Source organism: Lysinibacillus sp. OF-1, from assembly GCF_028356935.1.
Classification (GTDB): domain Bacteria; phylum Bacillota; class Bacilli; order Bacillales_A; family Planococcaceae; genus Lysinibacillus; species Lysinibacillus fusiformis_D.
The window spans coordinates 3,684,733-3,703,416 of record NZ_CP102798.1; the positions used below are offsets into that span (position 1 = coordinate 3,684,733).

The 18,684-nt window shown below is 37.6% G+C and carries 20 protein-coding genes; 2 read left to right on the plus strand and 18 right to left on the minus strand.

Going from position 1 to position 18,684, the window contains the following annotated elements; all coding sequences use genetic code 11:
- Nucleotides 1-26 precede the first annotated feature (26 nt).
- Both NV349_RS18105 and NV349_RS18110 read right to left on the minus strand, forming a co-directional pair.
- A complete protein-coding gene (locus NV349_RS18105; RefSeq protein ID WP_271910797.1) occupies nt 27-779 on the minus strand; it encodes a TIGR01457 family HAD-type hydrolase in 753 nt (250 codons plus the stop codon).
- On the minus strand, nt 776-1,234 hold the full coding sequence (locus tag NV349_RS18110) for a DUF86 domain-containing protein (RefSeq protein WP_036119733.1): 459 nt from the start codon (nt 1,232-1,234) through the stop codon (nt 776-778). The genes NV349_RS18105 and NV349_RS18110 overlap by 4 nt, the downstream gene beginning before the upstream one ends.
- An 88-nt stretch (nt 1,235-1,322) precedes the next feature.
- On the opposite strand from NV349_RS18110, the gene NV349_RS18115 reads away from it, so the two are divergent.
- A complete protein-coding gene (locus NV349_RS18115; RefSeq protein ID WP_036119730.1) occupies nt 1,323-1,589 on the plus strand; it encodes a DUF3055 domain-containing protein in 267 nt (88 codons plus the stop codon).
- Nucleotides 1,590-1,675: 86 nt separating this feature from the next.
- Here the strand turns inward: NV349_RS18115 and NV349_RS18120 are convergent, their stop codons facing one another.
- The 15 genes from NV349_RS18120 to sufC form a co-directional block, all read right to left on the minus strand.
- Nucleotides 1,676-1,864 (minus strand): hypothetical protein, encoded by a 189-nt coding sequence (locus NV349_RS18120; protein ID WP_170829885.1) that lies wholly within the window; start codon nt 1,862-1,864, stop codon nt 1,676-1,678.
- A 59-nt stretch (nt 1,865-1,923) separates the two neighbouring features.
- Complete coding sequence (locus NV349_RS18125) at nt 1,924-2,451, minus strand: D-glycero-alpha-D-manno-heptose-1,7-bisphosphate 7-phosphatase (protein WP_058844836.1); 528 nt, start codon at nt 2,449-2,451, stop codon at nt 1,924-1,926.
- A gap of 117 nt (nt 2,452-2,568) precedes the next feature.
- Nucleotides 2,569-2,916, minus strand: coding sequence for a YutD family protein (locus tag NV349_RS18130; RefSeq protein WP_036119722.1), 348 nt, complete (start codon nt 2,914-2,916; stop codon nt 2,569-2,571).
- A 33-nt stretch (nt 2,917-2,949) separates the two neighbouring features.
- On the minus strand, nt 2,950-3,867 hold the full coding sequence (lipA, locus tag NV349_RS18135) for a lipoyl synthase (RefSeq protein ID WP_036119719.1): 918 nt from the start codon (nt 3,865-3,867) through the stop codon (nt 2,950-2,952).
- A gap of 106 nt (nt 3,868-3,973) precedes the next feature.
- Nucleotides 3,974-4,771 (minus strand): sporulation protein YunB, encoded by a 798-nt coding sequence (gene yunB / locus NV349_RS18140; protein WP_051891599.1) that lies wholly within the window; start codon nt 4,769-4,771, stop codon nt 3,974-3,976.
- Between the two features lie 23 nt (nt 4,772-4,794).
- The gene (locus tag NV349_RS18145; RefSeq protein ID WP_036119715.1) at nt 4,795-5,904 is read right to left on the minus strand and encodes an HD-GYP domain-containing protein; all 1,110 of its coding nucleotides are present in this window, start codon (nt 5,902-5,904) and stop codon (nt 4,795-4,797) included.
- Nucleotides 5,905-5,937: 33 nt separating this feature from the next.
- Nucleotides 5,938-7,305, minus strand: coding sequence for a bifunctional metallophosphatase/5'-nucleotidase (locus tag NV349_RS18150; RefSeq protein ID WP_058844835.1), 1,368 nt, complete (start codon nt 7,303-7,305; stop codon nt 5,938-5,940).
- Between the two features lie 20 nt (nt 7,306-7,325).
- A complete protein-coding gene (locus NV349_RS18155) occupies nt 7,326-8,150 on the minus strand; it encodes a sulfite exporter TauE/SafE family protein (RefSeq protein WP_058844834.1) in 825 nt (274 codons plus the stop codon).
- Nucleotides 8,150-9,007: a DUF72 domain-containing protein gene (locus NV349_RS18160; RefSeq protein WP_058844833.1), complete on the minus strand. Its 858-nt coding sequence runs from the start codon at nt 9,005-9,007 to the stop codon at nt 8,150-8,152. Before NV349_RS18160 ends, NV349_RS18155 begins: the two co-directional genes overlap by 1 nt.
- A gap of 177 nt (nt 9,008-9,184) precedes the next feature.
- Nucleotides 9,185-10,180 (minus strand): ABC transporter substrate-binding protein, encoded by a 996-nt coding sequence (locus tag NV349_RS18165; RefSeq protein ID WP_058844832.1) that lies wholly within the window; start codon nt 10,178-10,180, stop codon nt 9,185-9,187.
- A 259-nt stretch (nt 10,181-10,439) separates the two neighbouring features.
- Nucleotides 10,440-11,837 (minus strand): Fe-S cluster assembly protein SufB, encoded by a 1,398-nt coding sequence (gene sufB, locus NV349_RS18170; RefSeq protein ID WP_271910798.1) that lies wholly within the window; start codon nt 11,835-11,837, stop codon nt 10,440-10,442.
- 101 nt (nt 11,838-11,938) lie between these two features.
- Nucleotides 11,939-12,364, minus strand: a complete 426-nt coding sequence (sufU, locus tag NV349_RS18175; protein ID WP_058844831.1) for a Fe-S cluster assembly sulfur transfer protein SufU — start codon at nt 12,362-12,364, stop codon at nt 11,939-11,941.
- Nucleotides 12,354-13,583 carry a cysteine desulfurase gene (locus NV349_RS18180; RefSeq protein WP_058844830.1) on the minus strand — a complete coding sequence of 410 codons (1,230 nt, stop codon included), beginning with the start codon at nt 13,581-13,583 and terminating at the stop codon, nt 12,354-12,356. The genes sufU and NV349_RS18180 overlap by 11 nt, the downstream gene beginning before the upstream one ends.
- The gene (gene sufD / locus NV349_RS18185) at nt 13,583-14,890 is read right to left on the minus strand and encodes a Fe-S cluster assembly protein SufD (RefSeq protein WP_036119683.1); all 1,308 of its coding nucleotides are present in this window, start codon (nt 14,888-14,890) and stop codon (nt 13,583-13,585) included. The genes NV349_RS18180 and sufD overlap by 1 nt, the downstream gene beginning before the upstream one ends.
- An 18-nt stretch (nt 14,891-14,908) precedes the next feature.
- On the minus strand, nt 14,909-15,688 hold the full coding sequence (gene sufC / locus NV349_RS18190; RefSeq protein WP_036119680.1) for a Fe-S cluster assembly ATPase SufC: 780 nt from the start codon (nt 15,686-15,688) through the stop codon (nt 14,909-14,911).
- A gap of 526 nt (nt 15,689-16,214) precedes the next feature.
- Between sufC and NV349_RS18195 the strand changes: the two genes are divergently transcribed.
- Complete coding sequence (locus tag NV349_RS18195; protein ID WP_271910799.1) at nt 16,215-17,117, plus strand: glutamate biosynthesis transcriptional regulator GltC; 903 nt, start codon at nt 16,215-16,217, stop codon at nt 17,115-17,117.
- A 509-nt stretch (nt 17,118-17,626) separates the two neighbouring features.
- Here the strand turns inward: NV349_RS18195 and NV349_RS18200 are convergent.
- Nucleotides 17,627-18,673: a glycosyl hydrolase family 18 protein gene (locus NV349_RS18200; protein WP_271910800.1), complete on the minus strand. Its 1,047-nt coding sequence runs from the start codon at nt 18,671-18,673 to the stop codon at nt 17,627-17,629.
- Nucleotides 18,674-18,684: the final 11 nt, after the last annotated feature.

Here is an 18,684-nt window from a genome sequence, read left to right on the forward strand (position 1 = left end):
TAAAAATCAGCATAAACATCCTTTTATTATTTTAATACATCCACTACATATGTAGGTTGACATTCTTTTTCTAGTACAACCTTTGTAGGAGTAACGCCTGTATTCACATGAATGGTGTCACAGCCAAAATGAATACCACACATAATGTCCGTGTCATAGTTATCACCGATCATCACCATGTCTTCTTTAGCAATTCCATGTTCTGTAGCGATTACTTCCAGCATGGCTGGTGATGGTTTACCAATATAGATTGGTTCAACATCTGCAACCTCTCCTACTAAGCGAGCAAAAGAACCATTGCCTGGTAAAAAGCCGTACTCTGTCGGGAATTTAATATCTTGATTAGTCGCAATAAAGGTTGCCCCTTTTTGGACAAAAATCGTTGCTCTAGCAAGTGCCATATAATCAAGCGTACGATCAATACCCATAACAAATACTTCCGGCTCATCTTCAACAGGTTCAATATTTTCATTGAGTAATGCCTGACGTATTCCATCTGTGCCCATCATGGCTACTTTTTTGCCTGCGAAATGAAGTGCCACATATTTTGCTGTTACCAATGCACTTGAATAAATATGCTCTAATGGTGCGTTTACACCAATAGACATTAAAGCTTCCTGCAGTTGTTCTCGCGTCTTCGAAGAATTATTCGTTACATAAAATGGCTCAATTCCTGCTTGCTGTAAACGATGAATAAACGCAACCGCTGAAGGAATTCCTTCCTTCCCGCGATAGACAGTGCCATCTAAATCAAAGCAATAGGCTTTATATTGTTTCATTGATGGTCCTCTGGTAAAAAAGCTGAAACTGGCCCTAATTCATTTGTTAAATAATGGTGGACTGCTGGCGAGAATTGCTTTAAAGCCTCTAAATTGGCTGTTAGTACCTGAATAACCTCTGGGATATCTACATCTATAAACTCGCGTACAAGCATTTTACGCAAGCCAACAACTGCTTTATATGGTGCTTCCATTTCAGCAGCTACAACTTTTTCATCGACTAAAATATCGATGATATCCTCGTAGCTTCCTGGATCACGCATAATGAAACCGTCAATCATTAAATTGCCTACATCCATCATTGACTCCATAATGTTGTGTCCAATTCGCTCGATAGCTAATTTCTTTATATCATTTTGAAGCCAGTTATCATTATCCTCTGTCTCCAAAATAGTTAATAGCCCATCTAAGTACTGTAAATTTTTTGTGATTTTATTACGATCTACAAAATACACAAGGAAAGCCCCCATTCAAATCATTAAAAGTTGATAGTCTTTTCTCTTCTATAGTACCATAACTATAGGACTGGAAGGAGATTAAAAGATGGAACGTTTTTTTTTATATGATGATGTAGAAGATACAAAAACACGCTTTGTTAGTTTTGCTGGGAAAAAGCTACGTTATGATTTAGCTATTTTACAATCAGGCCGCTTCTTTGGAAAAGTGCTTGTCATGGATATTCAATTTGGTCGCTTTGCTATCATCGGCCCTGATGATATAGAAGAACCTGGTTACTTAGAACATGTGTACAATCGCACAGAGGAAGAAACGATAGAGTTACGAGAATATTTACGTGAATTATTGAACTAACACCCTTTTTATTGGGTGTTTTTTTATAGGGCATAAAAAAATTCCGCGTTACCCTGTAGGCGATTGCGAAATCTTTTTACGTATTGTTATTTATTTAAAGTAGATGGATTATTTTTATTATGGGGCTTATTGTCTTTGTTTTCTTCATCATTTTGTTTTTTTGCTTGCTGATTTTGACCAATAACCGCTAAATCATCTACACTTATATCAAAACCATATCCGTATTCCTCACGATCTAATGGCTTTTTATCGCGCTTGTTCTTTGCCAATATCATCACCTCCACTCATAAATTATCCTTTTTTTAATGTTTTATACTTCTTTTTTTCACACTAATTAAGTCGTTGAATCCTCAATAATCCAATGTGCAGCACTTATTAAATCTGGGAAAACGGCATCTGCTAATGGATCTTGGTCTCCTAAAAATACACCCTTTGTTCCTGCTTGTTTGCCTGCAATTATATCCGTGTCCGTATCACCAACCATATAGGATTTAGATACATCAATGTTATATTTCCTCGCTAAATCCACAATTAATTTACTATTGGGCTTTCGGCAAGCACAGCCCGACCTAGGCTTATGTGGACAATAAACGACCTCATGGATAGTGGCGCCTTTTTTCTTGAGCTCCTTCACCATATGCTCATGTATTTTCTGTAAGCTCGTTTCCTTCATGAAACCTAAACCGACACCACCTTGATTTGTCACAACAAACACATAATCAAAATGTTTATTTAACTTCTTGATCGCCTCAGGCACCTGTGGTAAAAAGTATAAATCCTTAGGCTTATTGACAAATTTCACACGACTCGTTAGTACCTCATTGATGACACCATCGCGATCTAAAAATACGGCTCTTTTCATATGCAACACACCTTTAATAAGCTGTTTTGTGCTTTAGTTTTCCCCCATTACTGCAAAAGAAAACAAGGACACAAGAAAAAACCTGATGCCTATCACATCAGGTTTCTCTTATCTTTTTTATTCCGCTAAAGGTTCTTGGTCTGTTGGCTTTGTTACCACACTTGTATCCAACACTTCGGGCTGTTTCATGACTTTGCCCGTTTTACGTAACACAAAATAAGCACAGCCAAAATTACAATACTCATATAGATAGTCTTGAAGCGTACTTATTTTCGTATCAAAAGTTGATTTTTGATTTTTATCATCAAAAAAACCCTTTAAACGTAATTGATTATAGCCCCAATCCCCTACAATATAATCGTATCTGGCTAAAATATCTGAATACCTTTCCTGAAAAACTTCCTCCTGAAAGGCTTCTCGATAATCCTTTATTAGTTCATATTCTAATCCTTCAATTATGATCAAAGTGACACCACCCTTTTCGTTCAGCCTTGACGTTTAGAGTTCTGCTTGTAATTGACGTTCTTTTGTTGCAGCATTTACTTGTTCATCTGCATGATAACTACTACGTACAAGTGGGCCTGCTTCACAATGTTTAAAGCCTTTTTCCATGGCAATCTTACGCAGTTTACCAAATTCAATTGGTGAATAATATTTTTTAACTGGTAAATGCTTTTTCGTTGGCTGTAAATATTGACCGATTGTCATAATATCTACATTATTCGCACGTAAATCGTCCATTACTTCTAAAATTTCTTCGTGTGTTTCGCCTAAGCCAATCATTAACGATGATTTCGTTGGAATTTCTGGCTGCATCTCTTTAGCCAAGCGAAGGAACTCTAATGAGCGTTCGTATTTTGCACGAGCACGTACTCTTGGTGTTAAACGGCGTACCGTTTCAATATTATGGTTTAAAATATCTGGTTTCGAATCCATTAGCAGTTGAAGGTTTTCTTTTATACCACCTAAATCTGATGGCAGCACCTCAACAGATGTGAAAGGACTTTTACGGCGAATAGCACGAACTGTTTCGGCTAATACTTGCGCACCGCCATCCTTTAAATCGTCACGCGCTACCATTGTGATTACAACGTGCTTTAAGTTCATAATTGCTACTGAATCTGCAACGCGCTCTGGTTCAGCCAAATCTAGTTCATTGGGTAACCCTGTTTTGACTGCACAGAAACGACAAGCACGTGTACAAACGGAACCAAGAATCATCATGGTAGCAGTACGTCTTTCTCCCCAGCATTCATGGATATTTGGACAGCGAGCTTCTTCACATACTGTATGCAGATTTTTCTCACGCATCAGCTTTTTAAGCCCTTTATATTCGTCGTTCGTGTTTAGTTTTATTTTTAGCCAGTCTGGTTTTCTTACATGTTCTTCTTTACTTGTAGGTTTACAAGATGTCATACGAATATCGCCCCTATCAAAAATATGCATTTTTTAATATTAACTATCTTCACTGTTGTCAATGTAACATATTAAAGGAGCTCCAACAACTATCACAATAACATTTCTACTTATAAGGGACAGGTATTTCGATGGAGGGTTGCGGTGCATCACTACTATTTGTATAAATGTTTGGAACAGGACCTCTCGTTAAGCCCATTGCTACAGGGATATCTTGTGCAACGGTTGAAGATTTACTAGCGAACGGGACAATAATCTGTACATTGACTTCTAAATGAATACCTACCTCCACATAAGCACTGTTGATCCCAAATTCCTGAATGGAGGACGTCACATTGCTATGAACATTTCCAATCACGTGGAAGCGTATCGGAATCTTTGGCCCTAAATTTCCGAGCAAAGGTATATTGGCCGCTTGACCAAGAGGTACAAAGAAGACAATACCATCACCTTCCTGAATTCTGTTAATATCATATTCAACATTATCTAATTCAGGTAAATGCGATAATTCTCCTTGTTCAGCTTGCTCTAAATACATTTTAACAAGCTCTAATGTCTCTGCTCGAACACGATTAATAATTTCTGTATTAAACTTAGTCGTCATCATTTCAGATGTACCGGGAGGAATATCTTGAATGATATCATTGACATCTAATACATTTGAGGTACGTGAATTAATGGCTTTGCTCACAACGTATGACGCAATCTTAGTGGTTTGTACCTCGGCATACTGCAAATAGGTTGGCATGAGCCGTTCGTTTAAATAATAAATAAATAATATAAGGCAAATAACCGTACTTACAATTAAAATTGTTAATCGATTAAGACGTATTCCCCTTTGATTATATGAGCGTAATTTCATCCTTTTTCGAGGGAAAAACAAAAAAATCTCCTCCTGTTCCATAACGTATGAACAGGGGGAGCAATTTATTCTACTTTTGCGGAAGCCACGTAATCGGTCTCAACACTTTCAATTGAAACACTAGGATAATCCACTAAATTGATTTCATATGTAGCTGCGAGCAATTGATTTTGCTCTTCAAAAATACGAATCCACGGTAATGCTGCATCCAATGTATTTTGTCTGGATACAATACCGCGTCGTCCATCCGATAATTTTAAAATAACGCCATTTGGATAGTGGACCACTGCCCTTTTTAACGCTTTTACAACACGAGCATCATAAAGAGTACCAGAGCCTGCTTCAACAATTGCTAACCCTTGTGAGGGTAGCATCTTTTCACGGTAAACACGATTGGTTGTAACTGCGTCAAAAACATCTGCCACGCCAATAATCTTGGCAAAAGGATGAATTTCAAAATCAACAAGCCCTCTTGGATAGCCGCTTCCGTCAATTCGCTCATGATGCTGAAAAGCACAATGTGCCACAAGTAATGAGATAGAATGTAAATTGCGCAATAAATCGAAACCATAACGAGCATGCATTTTCATTGTTTCAAACTCATCATTAGTGAGACGATCAGGCTTTGTTAATATATCTTTAGGTACCATGAGTTTACCAACATCATGCAGTAAAGCACCAATACCGATTAAGCGTAAATCCTCAGCCGAATAACCAAGCTCTTTGGCAATCGCAATGGAGTACAAGGTCACTTGGAAGGAGTGTTGATATAAATATTCATCAAATAAATAAGCATCTGTTAAAATAGTTAAAATTTCATCATTTCCAGTAACTGCAGAAAGTAGTTCATCTACAATTGAGACAATTGTCTTTGATTGCTGATCTAATATATAAGAGGCATTTACGGGATTACAACCATCAATGGATTGGAATGAATCCTTTATAGTTGTAATCACTTTATTTCGCATAGCAGGTGGAACGGTCTCTTCTACTTCTATACCTTCAGAAATATCATCGTTAATATATAGATAATGCATATTTAACTGTTGAAGTCGTTGAATAATCCGGTCATTAATAACAACATCTTTCTTTAAAAGTGGATGACCTGCCTCATTCCAAATGGTTCTACCTAATACCATTCCTTCTTTTAATACATCGATTGAAATTAATCGCATGATTTCTTCCCCAATCCATTCTTTAAACTCTCTCTATTGTTTAAAGAATCTTTGACCATAATCTATCATAATGTTTCGTAAAAATTCAGGTAAAATATATTGTTTCTTCGCATATTTAAAGCTTGGATAAAAATAACCAAATGTAAATAAATCTAACGTCACAAGTTTATAAATATGATCGTGATCCGCTAGCTTGCCATTAATCAATAATTGGCGATTGTCATTCATTGAAAATCCGTATGTCAACATTTTCCCAAAAATAACGCCTCTAAACCCTAAACCTTTTAATTCGATATAGGGCCACTCTTCATTTTTGGATTGCATATAAATTTCTTTCATTTCTGCAACGGATAATTCAATTGTACATAAATTAATAGGATGTGGAAAAATTCGATGCAAATCTAGCGCAGTTACAGTGCCCTTCGGTAAACCATCTAAAAAGATACCTGCATTGAACAATGCACAGTCGGCACCGCTTTTTTCCAAAATGGCATGTGCAAATAAATCTGATAGCTGTGAGTAATGGAACCATTCCTTGTTATAGGATTTATTTGTTGTAAAGACTGGTGTATCCAGTATTCTGTTACCTTCATCCTCCCAAAACTGTACCATTTTCTGTTCATTATTAACAATTGGCAAATCCTTATTATGAATTAAAGTATCCTCTTTTTCAACAATTTTCCTCATTTTTTTATCATATTCTATGACAAGATGACCTGTATATTGGCCAAATTTCCCTCCACCTGTCAGTAAAACACCATTGATATGTTTGCCAGTTGGCAAAACATGATGTGTATGGGACCCGAATATCACATCAATTTCGGGACATTCTTCCGCTAAGAGCTCATCCTCTGTAATGCCTAAATGTGACAAGCACACAACAATGTCAACCTCTTTACGTAGTTGATGTGCTAGACGTAGCAATGTACTGCGGGCATCGTCCATATGCCAATTTAATTCTTGATAATACACTTCAAACATGGCTGTAGCAGCAATTACACCTATTTTTGTACCTGTTTCTGTTGTTAAAATAACATAGGGCTTCATCCAAGATGGCTTTTCCCCTTGAGAGGCATAGACATTCGCCACCACAACTTCAAAATTGGCATCATCATATAAATGGAAGAGCTCTTCATGTGACAATGTAATGCCTTCGTTGTTACCGATTGTCACTACATCATAACCTGCCTCATTAAGTAATTGTACATTGCCTCTCCCAACCGTCGCCTCTGTATAAATATTAGAACGGTCTAAGTGATCTCCAACATCAAATAAATAGCTTGTTTCCCCTATTGCCGCTAGATTGTTACGCATCTCTTTCACATAGCTTTGCATACGTGGCCAATACTTAAAATGACTATGCAAATCATTTGTGTGAAAAATATGGATTTTTTCAAGCATTAAAGCCACCTCATTTCAAATTAAGCTAATATGCCTTCTATAATGGAACGAATTCCTAATAATAATAAAATAATCCTTAGGGCGAGTACAAGCGTATCTGATTTAATTCTTTTATTTAATGCCGCCCCCAATTTTGCCCCAATATAGGCCCCTGGAATAACAGGGATTGTATAGAGCCACGGCACATGTCCGAAGTAAATATGGCTTGAGGAATTTACAATGGACGTTAAAAACACCATAAACATCGATGTTGCCACTGCGACATGTGGTGGAAATAAAAACAAAATAATCATTGCTGGTACAATCATCGAGCCACCACCAATGCCGAACAGCCCAGAAGCAAAGCCAATACCAAATGTTAATATAAAGGCAAACCAAATAGGATAGCCATATATAAAGGTATTGCCCTCAGAGTCTGTAAATTCTTGTTGCGTACCATTTTTCACAAACCATTTTACTGGCTTCAACTTGTCACGGACAAGCAAAATGATTGATAAAATAATAAGCAGAATACCAAAATATAAATTGAAGGATGGTAAGTCTAATCCTTTATTGACCCAAGCTCCAAGAATCGTTCCTGGAATACTTCCAAGAAAAAATATAAAGCCACTTTTATAATCCACCGTTTTGGATTTCATATAGCTTAATGTGGAGGCTAGCCCTGTAAAGATCATCATAACAACTGATAAACCCACTACTTTTTGAGGCGTAATATCTGGAATCATTCCTAGATTTAAACCAATATATAAGGTTGCTGGTACTAAAACGATACCACCACCTAGCCCAACCAATGAGCCAATTAGACCCGCCAATAGTGCAATGATAACTAATAAAATAAATTCCATTATAGTTCCCCTTCAAACATGTTTAATTGTTTAGGCGCTAGTCCAACATCTTTAATATTCAACATGTCTTGTAGCTCCTTTGCATTTTTCGCTGCATGATTACCTGAATTATTATTAAATAATACGAAGAGTTCATTGACCTCTTTTTCAAGCTTTTGCATGCTATGCCCAAGCTGTTGTAATTCTTCTTTATTATAATCATATAAAAAGCGAACTTTACGCCAATTTTCAGCATTCCCTGTGTTGCGCCATCCATGGATATTGCGACCATGGATACGGATAAGTGCTTTACTCGCCGTCACTACAGGATAGAAGGGGACTGAACCTACACCAGCCTGTGGTTCATCACAAATCGTATGAATAAATTGATGTTCACGTAAAAAATCCATCGTCTGCTGTACGACATTTTCTGCATACCATGTTTGATTTCGAAACTCAATAGCTACTTCAAAATCCTTGAGCTGCTGCCGTATATACAATAAATATTGTACATTTTTTGCCTGGCAATCAAACCACGGTGGAAATTGTGCTAATACCATTGCTAGCTTTCCATAACGTTTAAATTCATTCGCACATTCGATAAAAGCATTGAACATATCATTTTTTGTTTCAAAAGGTATATCACCACGCAAATGGCCAGTCATACCTTGGTACGCCTTTACAACAAAACGAAAATTTTCGGGTGTATCCTCACACCATTTACGAACATGCTCCTTGGACGGGATGGCGTAAAAAGACGTATCGACTTCGACCGTTAAAAAATGACCTGTATAATCAAATAATTTATCTTTTGAGGTAGTCACTCCACTAGAAAGTGAAGGGTGATCGCCCCAACCGGTTAATCCAACTACAATCATGTGACACCCTCCTCTATGTACATAATCATAGCACACAGTATGATACTAGAAATAAACATCATGTAAAAAATATCGCATTCTTTTGTACATTCAAAATGAAGGTTTGTCTCTTATATGCAAAAGAAAAAGCATGAGTCCATATACCCTTGAACTCATGCTACTTAATTGGGCTACCTATTATTTCACAAGATTTTGTTGGATAGCCTCTAAAAACTTAATTCGGCTATAAGCTGGGCCACCTTCCATTAATGGATCAAGTACATTGACAAACACTTGGTCATTTTTAAAGGCATTAATATTTTGGATGATTGGATTGTTTTTAAAGTCTTCTAAAGCATTTGGTGCATCCGCATTTTCATCTGTTGAAAACTGTACAAATAAATAATCAGGGTTCATATCTGCCAGTTGTTCCACAGAAATGGCTTCTTGTGCTTTTGCTTTCGCAACTTCATCAGGCACTGCTAAACCGAGTTCTCCATAAAGAACAGCATTTAAAAATACTTCTTTTGGATAAACATAAGCCTGTCCACCACGAATACGAACAGCAGCTACTTTTTTATCTTGTAGTTTCTCAGTTAACGTCGTTTTAGCAGCTTCAATATCTGCCTTATATGTAGCTAAGATTTTCTCTGCATCTGCTTGCTTACCTGTTAATTCAGCTAATAAGTTTAAATTAGACTCCCAGTTTGTCGATATATGCGACACTAAAATAGTAGGAGCGATTTTCTCTAATTTACTTTGTACTTCTTCTGGGAACTTTGTTGAACCTAAAATGACATCAGGATCTAATTCTAATATTTTTTCAAAATTTGGTTTGATTTTCTCACCAATTGATTCTGCTTTGTCTGTTACAGAAGCATATAGCTCAGGGAACTTGCCACCAATAGCAATAGCTCCTACTGGATGAACATCAAGAACAACCATATCCTCCATCGCTTCCATAGCACCTGTTACAACAATTCTTTCGACCTTTTCTGGTACTTCATAGCTTTCACCAAGATATTCAATTGTTCTCGTACCATCTTCATTTGTAGATTCATCTTTTGTTTGCGTTGCTTCTTCTTTTGGCGTATCTGTGGATGTTTCCTCTTCCGTAGTCTTTTTCTCACTACATGCAGCTAGGATCAGCATAAATAATGCGATGACACTAATAAATAGAAACTTCTTTTTCATTGACAATAATCTCCTTTAAATTGTTATCGTTATGACAAACAGCTATGTCATCTGGCATATTGAAGCATTGAACATGAAATTATTTTATCAGCTCCTACTTTTCAATTGATATTGATTCTCATTATCATTTTAGTATGTATTCATCCAAAAATCCAGTATTATTTTAATATATTACAAAAATCCATTTATGATCTGATATATCAGATCATAAAAAAGCCCCTAGTCACAAGTTTTACTGTGACTAGGGGTGGTAAGTTAATTACCCGATAGACCCTTCCATCTCGAATTTAATCAGACGGTTCATTTCTACTGCGTATTCCATTGGTAGTTCTTTTGTGAATGGCTCGATGAAGCCCATTACAATCATTTCTGTCGCTTCTTCTTCAGAAATTCCGCGAGACATTAAGTAGAATAATTGCTCTTCAGATACTTTTGAAACTTTTGCTTCATGCTCTAAAGAAACATTATCATTTAAGATCTCGTTGTACGGAATTGTATCAGAAGTCGATTGATTGTCCATGATTAGTGTGTCACATTCGATGTTCGCACGTGCACCACTAGCTTTAGGACCAAAACGAACTTGTCCCATATAAGTTACCTTACCACCTTGTTTAGCAATCGATTTCGATACGATTGTTGAAGATGTGTTTGGTGCCATATGGATCATTTTTGCGCCAGCATGTTGGTGCTGTCCTTTACCTGCTAATGCAATGGATAATGTCATACCACGAGCACCTTCACCTTTAAGGATACATGCTGGGTATTTCATTGTTAACTTAGAACCGATGTTACCATCAATCCATTCCATTGTACCGTTTTCTTCAACAACTGTACGTTTCGTTACAAGATTGTAAACGTTATTCGCCCAGTTTTGAATCGTTGTATAACGGCAATAAGCATCTTTACGTACAACAATTTCTACAACTGCAGAGTGTAAAGAGTTTGTTGTATAAACAGGCGCTGTACAACCTTCAACATAATGTACGTGTGCACCCTCGTCCACGATAATTAATGTACGTTCGAATTGACCCATGTTTTCAGAGTTAATACGGAAGTAAGCTTGTAATGGTGTTTCTACTTTTACACCTGGTGGTACATAAATAAATGATCCACCTGACCATACAGCTGAGTTTAATGCAGCAAATTTATTGTCCGTGTAAGGAATCACTTTGCCCCAATATTGTTTGAAAATATCTTCGTTTTCACGTAAAGCTGAGTCAGTATCTTTGAACACAATACCAAGATCCTCAAGATCCTTTTTCATGTTATGATAAACTACCTCAGACTCATATTGTGCTGATACACCAGCAAGATATTTTTGTTCTGCTTCTGGAATACCTAATTTATCAAATGTAGCTTTGATTTCCTCAGGTACTTCATCCCATGATCGTTGTGTAGCTTCTGATGGTTTTACATAGTACGTAATTTCATCAAAATCTAAATCTCCAAGATCTCCACCCCATTGTGGCATTGGTTTTGTATAAAATGTTTCAAGTGCTTTTAAGCGGTACTCAAGCATCCACTCTGGCTCTTGTTTCATATTTGAAATTTCACGGACGATTTCTTCAGTTAAACCACGTTTTGAACGGAAAATTGATACGTCCTTGTCATGGAATCCGTATTTGTAATCGCCGATATCAGGCATTTTTTTAGCCATCGTTTCTCCTCCGTTCACTGAGATGTATTTTCTCCAGGTATTCAACCCTTGTCTTGGATGAAAGCCATGTCGCTTTCATCCAAGCAACAAGGATGTAAGATTTATTTCACGCCTTTTTCCATTGCTTTCCAAGCTAATGTCGCACATTTAATTCGTGCAGGAAATTGTGAAACACCTTGCAGTGCTTCTACATCCTCAAGGTCGTATTTATCGCTATACTCTTCCCCCATCATCATCTTAGAAAAAATATCTGAAAGCTCTATTGCTTCTTCAACCTTTTTCCCTTTGATGAGCTGTGTCATCATCGATGCAGAGGACATGGAAATAGAGCAGCCTTCGCCGTCAAATTTTGCATCCTCTACGATACCGTCAGTCACTTTTAATGTTAAGTGAATGCGGTCGCCACATGTTGGATTGTTCATATCAATCGTTACAGCATCCTCTTGTAAAGATCCTTTATTACGAGGATTTTTATAGTGATCCATAATGACCGAACGATATAGTTGATCTAAATTATTAAAAGACATCTCCAAAATACTCCTTCGCAGAACGTAACCCTGCAACTAAACGGTCAATATCCTCCTCTGTATTGTACAGATAGAAGCTTGCACGCGCTGTTGCTACTTGCTGAAGACATTTCATTAGTGGCTGTGCACAATGATGTCCTGCACGAACAGCAATCCCATTCATGTCAAGCACCGTTGCAACATCATGTGGATGTACATCATCTAAGTTAAATGTCACCAATCCACAACGCTTCATTGGATCACGTGGGCCGAAAATTTTCAAACCGTCAATTGTCTCAAGCTGATCCATTGCGTAGCCTACAAGCTTATGCTCATGTGCTGCAATATTATCTAGCCCAATGTCAGTTAAGAAATCAATAGCGGCACCTAAACCTATTGCACCTGCAATAATAGGCGTTCCACCTTCAAATTTCCACGGTAATTCCTTCCACGTTGAATCATAAAGCCCGACAAAATCAATCATTTCGCCACCAAACTCAATTGGCTCCATCTTTTCAAGGTGTTCCTTTTTACCATATAGTACACCTATTCCAGTTGGTCCGCACATTTTATGCCCTGAGAATCCGAGGAAATCCACATCCAAATCTTGCACATCGATTTTCATATGTGGGGCAGCTTGTGCACCATCGGCTACCATAACCGCACCATTAGCATGTGCAATTTGAGCAATTTCTTTAATTGGATTTATTGTTCCAAGGACGTTTGACGCCATAGATACGGAAACGATTTTTGTTTTAGGTGTGACTGTTGCACGAACTTTTTCCAGACTAATAGTACCATCCGCTTCTAGCTCAATGTATTTCAATGTTGCATTTTTCTCTTTAGCCAGCTGTTGCCAAGGAATAATATTGGAGTGGTGCTCCATATGGGTAATAACAATTTCATCACCCTCCACGACATTAGCACGCCCATAACTTGACGCCACCGTATTTAAAGCCGTTGTTGTGCCACGTGTAAATATAATTTCCTGCGTTGATTGTGCATTGATAAACTTACGAACTTTTTCACGTGCACCTTCATATTTATCTGTTGCACGATTTCCTAATGTATGCACGCCACGGTGAACATTAGAATTATCAAATTCATAATATGCTTTAATAGCTTCAATCACTTGAACAGGTTTTTGAGACGTTGCAGCACTATCAAGATAAACAAGTCTATGACCGTTGACATCCTGATTTAAAATTGGGAAATAGCTTTTAATGTCTTTATTCATCATTAGCGAACTTTCCTTTCAATAACCTCCGTCAGTTGCTTTTGAACGCCCTCAATTGGTAATTGCGTAACAACTGGCGCAAGGAATCCATGGATAACAAGGCGCTCTGCCTCTGCTTTTGAGATACCACGGCTCATTAAATAATAAAGCTGTAATGGATCTACTCGACCAACAGACGCTGCGTGTCCTGCTGTTACATCATCTTCATCAATTAATAAAATTGGGTTTGCATCCCCACGAGCTTTTTCTGACAGCATTAATACACGTGATTCCTGTTGTGCATCTGCTTTTGTCGCACCATGCTCGATATAGCCAATACCGTTAAAGATTGATTGAGCTGCATCTTTCATTACACCATGCTTTAAGATATGCCCGTTAGAGTTTTTACCCCAGTGACGAACCTCCGTAGTGAAGTTAAGTTTTTGTTCTCCACGACCAACTACTACTGTTTTTGTATCTGCATGAGAACCGTCACCAATTAAATGTGTAATGTTTTCAGAGATTGTATCTGAGTCATTCATCAAACCAAGAGCCCAGTCAACTTTTGCATCACGTGCTAAACGTGCACGACGATTTACGTATGTCGTAAAGCCTTTTGCAAGTACATCTACTGCACCATATGTTACTTGTGCATTATCTTGGACAACGACTTCTGCAATAATATTTGCTTGACCTTTTGCCTCTTCAATTGTTGAAATATATGTTTCTACATAAGTTACAGCAGAATTAGCTTCCGCTACTACTAAAACGTGGTTGTATAATGAAGCTTCTGCATTGTCGTTTAGGAAAACAACTTGAAGTGGTTGCTCAATGATTACGTTCTTTGGTACGTATACAAACACACCACCATTAACAAGCGCTGTATGAAGTGCTGTTAACTTATGCTCCTCCACTTTAACAGCTTCTGTCATAAAGTATTTTTGAACAAGTTCACCATGTTCACGGACTGCTGTGAAAATATCAGTAAAAATAACACCTTTATCAATAAGTTCTTGCGATGTCTTAATGTACGCTGGTGTATTATTACGTTGGATATATAGGTTTTCTTGTGATTCAAGGTCAATTAACCCTTTTGCTTCTTCAGGTAGAGCATCCAATGAAGAGAATGCCTCACTATGAACCGCCAATTGCGGGAATTCCATGAAATCCCATTTTGTAATATTAGTTCTATCTGGTTTTGGCAAATCTAAACCAGTTACTTTGTCTAGTGCTGCCGCGCGAAGTTCTGTAAACCAAGTTGGTTCACCATTTGCTTCTGAGAACGAGCGCACGTCCTGTACTGTTACAGGCAAGTTAAGTTCCACTGTCATGCTAGTTCGTCCTCCTTCTTATGCTTCTTGTTCTTCTGCTTCTTCTTCGATACCTAATTCTTTTTTAATCCAATCATAGCCTTCTGCTTCTAAGCGTTGTGCAAGCTCTGCACCACCAGATTTTACAACACGTCCTTGCATCATTACGTGTACATGATCTGGAGTAATGTAGTTTAATAGACGTTGATAGTGTGTGATCATTAAGCAGCCAAAGCCTTCACCGCGCATTGCGTTAATGCCTTTTGATACTACTTTTAATGCATCAATATCAAGTCCAGAGTCAATTTCGTCTAAAATTGCAAATGTTGGTTTAATCATCATTAATTGAAGAATCTCATTACGTTTTTTCTCACCGCCAGAGAAACCTTCATTTAAATAACGTTGAGCCATATCTTCATGCATTTCTAGGAAATCCATATTTTTATCTAATTCACGAATAAATTTCATTAATGAAATTTCATCGCCTTCTTCACGACGTGCATTAATCGCCGAACGTAAGAAATCAGCATTTGTTACACCAGCAATTTCTGATGGATATTGCATTGCTAGGAATAAACCAGCTTGAGCACGCTCGTCCACTTCCATTTCAAGTACATCTTCGCCATCAAGCTCTACAGTACCTGAAGTGACTTCATATTTAGGATGACCCATAATTGCAGAAGCTAGTGTCGATTTACCAGTTCCGTTTGGCCCCATGATTGCGTGAATTTCATTTGTATTAATTGTAAGATTTACGCCTTTTAAAATCTCTTTCCCGTCGATCGCAACGTGAAGATCTTTAATAACTAAAGTTGACATGAAAATACCTCCATAGTGTTCAGTGAATGGGTCAACCATTCCTTAATTATTATCATTCTAATCTTAACTGAAAATCGTTCTCTATGCAAACCATTTCAATTACTTTCCCATTTCTCAAATAAAATATTGAAAAACAAAGGATTTATAAGCATTTTCAGATTATTACTAGTTCAGCTAGACAATGAGAATAGACTTTCTTCATTTTCAATGAAATATCCCTAATTGAGAATAGATTTCATCTAGCTACATAGTGAAAACCCCTTGGAAAGTGTTAATTGTAGCGGTTTTATGACAAATTTGCATAAACAACCATAACTATACTATAACCTATTTCATTAAAATGGAATCAATTAAAAACAAGATATTTTAAGCAAAGTTTCTTCTAGACTTCAATAACCAAATCCATCTCTCAAGATAACATAATATTCTAATTATTATTTTGACATTTACAATCATTTTTCATCTTAAATAATATATAATTAAGGTAAAATCAATCTTATTTTTAGATTAATAGAGGTGAATGTTTGTGGAGTTACGTCAATTACGCTATTTTGTAAAGGTTGCTGAACGGGAGCATATTTCAGAGGCCGCGGAGCATCTTCATGTAGCCCAATCTGCCATCAGTCGGCAAATCGCAAACCTTGAAGATGAATTAGGCACGCCGTTGTTCGAGCGCGTTGGTCGAAATGTGAAATTAACTCCCATTGGGAAAACATTTCTTGAGCATACCATTACAGCCTTAAAGGCCATTGATTTTGCGGCAAAGCAAGTAGAAGAATATTTGGATCCTGCCAAAGGTTCTATTAAAATTGGCTTTCCAACAAGTTTGGCTAGCTATGTTCTGCCTACTGTTATATCCGCCTTTAAACGAGAATACCCCGATTTACAATTCCAACTACGTCAAGGATCTTATCGATTTTTAATTGATGCGGTCAAAAACCGGGAGTTAAACCTAGCCTTTTTGGGACCATTGCCCCCTAAGGACGAATCCATTCAGTCCATAATTCTGTTCACTGAGAACATCGCCGCACTACTACCCGCTAATCACCCATTAGCTAAAAGGGAAAGTATTCAGCTAGCAGAGTTGAAAAACGATTTATTTGTCTTATTTCCAGATGGCTATATATTACATAAAGTAGCTATGGATGCTTGCCGTGCTGCAGGCTTCTTACCAAATGTTATTTCAGAAGGTGAGGATTTGGATGCACTGAAAGGTTTAGTAGCTGCTGGTATAGGTGTTAGTCTATTACCTGAAAGCTCCTTATATGATTCAGCCGCTCGATTTACCGTCAAGGTTCCAATTGAATCACCCACAATACCTAGAACTGTTGGCATTATCTCACCCGTAAATCGAGAAATCGCACCATCTGAAGCAATCTTTTTAGATTTTGTGAAACATTTCTTTTCTCGTCTTTCCCAATTCCAATAAAAAGGCGATGTCAATAGCAGAGAAAGACTTTTTGACAAGGCGAGAGGTTGATTTCCGTTCCGCCAGCATCCTTTCCAAGGGGCATCCGATGAGCCGCTTCACTCACCGCGTTCGCTCCAGGTCTCCGCTGTGACGCTAATCCCTAGGAGTGACGCTGGCTCTACTCTAATCAACCATACTGCATTTTGTCTTTCTTACTAACTTAAGGAACATAGCCTATTATTAGAGAAAGGATAGGCTATTATTTTCAATGTGAAGAAGTATTGGTCCCAACAGCCATCGATTAAATGAGTAATGAACACCATCATTTTATTTGTGCAACCTTTATCACTTTGCAGATGAGAGTGGCAGACTACTTGACTCCCGTAGGATAGCGTGACAGGGGGCAACTGCTTTTATTCTGCACAACAAGCGGAAAGCAAGTTTCCTAAAACGAAAAGCCCTTTTCACCTTTCACTTTCAATACTATGAAAAAAATCGCCTGAAAAGGCGATTTTTTTGCATGAATGCTATTCAATTGATTGCTCACTGATCCATTGTAAAGTTCTTGCACCTAAGCCTCCAGCACGCCATAGCACCACGTCATGATAGCTTCTTTTTTGTATATAGTTTACCCATTTCTCAAGTGTTTCTTGATCTGCATACCAAACCTCATGACTGACATTGTCATGATCTACATACGTAAAATAAACGGCCCCACTCCCCTTATCACGCTGCTTCACTGCATTCGTTTCTGCTAATAGTTGTTCAGCCTCAAGCTCTGTTAAAGCAACAATTTGACCTTCGGCTACCCAATCAAAGCCTCCTGTAGCAAAGGCAATCGCTAAATCCTGATTGGACTTCTTCACTTTTCTCACTAAATCATTGAGAAAAGAGTAAGTGGCCTTCGCACCTGGACCACTATGATAGCCATGAACATTATAGGCCATGACAGTATAGATTGGTCCATTTGGCAATTTCATATTAAATGGAAAACTTGGCTCTAGAACGACATGTAATATCACATCCTTTTTTGAAAGAGCTTTGTACAGCTCTTTTAAAAAAAGAATGTAGTTTCGAAGGTCTTTCTGTGCTACCTTTTCATAATCAATCTCAATGCCACTCACTTGGTATTGATCGACTACTTGCAAAATATTATTGATATGCTTTTGCCTCGCAGAAGAATCCTGCACGAGTCTATGCAAAAGCGTACTGTCCTTTTGAACAGAAGGGGCATTATCTGTTACATAATCATTGATAAGCGTTAGGATTACAGGATGGGAATCATTAAATTGTTGCTGCGTTTGTTGTAGCATGTCAATCGCATTTTCAGTTAATAATAGTTCATCTTTGCTATTAAAATAAGCACCGAAAACCCGTATATCTTGTAATCCATCTAGAGAATTTTTCACATCCTCCATCGCAGATTTATTTTGCCATTCTGGTAACCAGATGGACAATCGAAGCTTCTCCTTGTCCTTTATTCCTACCTTTGCTTCAGCTGGTGGCTCTTTACTATTACTACAAGCAGTGATAAATAGTAGTGCTATACATATAAACAATACAAAGTTCTTCACTTGAATCAAAT

Excerpts from the sequence above, each read along its gene's own strand:
- sufC (WP_036119680.1), bottom strand. The coding sequence starts at position 15,688 with ATGTCAACTTTAGTTATTAAAGATCTTCACGTTGCGATCGACGGGAAA.
- sufU (WP_058844831.1), bottom strand. The coding sequence starts at position 12,364 with ATGTCTTTTAATAATTTAGATCAACTATATCGTTCGGTCATTATGGAT.
- lipA (WP_036119719.1), bottom strand. The coding sequence starts at position 3,867 with ATGACATCTTGTAAACCTACAAGTAAAGAAGAACATGTAAGAAAACCA.
- NV349_RS18120 (WP_170829885.1), bottom strand. The coding sequence starts at position 1,864 with ATGATATTGGCAAAGAACAAGCGCGATAAAAAGCCATTAGATCGTGAG.
- sufD (WP_036119683.1), bottom strand. The coding sequence starts at position 14,890 with ATGACAGTGGAACTTAACTTGCCTGTAACAGTACAGGACGTGCGCTCG.
- NV349_RS18105 (WP_271910797.1), bottom strand. The coding sequence starts at position 779 with ATGAAACAATATAAAGCCTATTGCTTTGATTTAGATGGCACTGTCTAT.
- sufB (WP_271910798.1), bottom strand. The coding sequence starts at position 11,837 with ATGGCTAAAAAAATGCCTGATATCGGCGATTACAAATACGGATTCCAT.
- NV349_RS18145 (WP_036119715.1), bottom strand. The coding sequence starts at position 5,904 with ATGCGATTAATTTCAATCGATGTATTAAAAGAAGGAATGGTATTAGGT.
- yunB (WP_051891599.1), bottom strand. The coding sequence starts at position 4,771 with ATGGAACAGGAGGAGATTTTTTTGTTTTTCCCTCGAAAAAGGATGAAA.
- NV349_RS18125 (WP_058844836.1), bottom strand. The coding sequence starts at position 2,451 with ATGAAAAGAGCCGTATTTTTAGATCGCGATGGTGTCATCAATGAGGTA.
- NV349_RS18160 (WP_058844833.1), bottom strand. The coding sequence starts at position 9,007 with ATGATTGTAGTTGGATTAACCGGTTGGGGCGATCACCCTTCACTTTCT.
- NV349_RS18150 (WP_058844835.1), bottom strand. The coding sequence starts at position 7,305 with ATGCTTGAAAAAATCCATATTTTTCACACAAATGATTTGCATAGTCAT.
- NV349_RS18115 (WP_036119730.1), top strand. The coding sequence starts at position 1,323 with ATGGAACGTTTTTTTTTATATGATGATGTAGAAGATACAAAAACACGC.
- NV349_RS18180 (WP_058844830.1), bottom strand. The coding sequence starts at position 13,583 with ATGATGAATAAAGACATTAAAAGCTATTTCCCAATTTTAAATCAGGAT.
- NV349_RS18165 (WP_058844832.1), bottom strand. The coding sequence starts at position 10,180 with ATGAAAAAGAAGTTTCTATTTATTAGTGTCATCGCATTATTTATGCTG.
- NV349_RS18155 (WP_058844834.1), bottom strand. The coding sequence starts at position 8,150 with ATGGAATTTATTTTATTAGTTATCATTGCACTATTGGCGGGTCTAATT.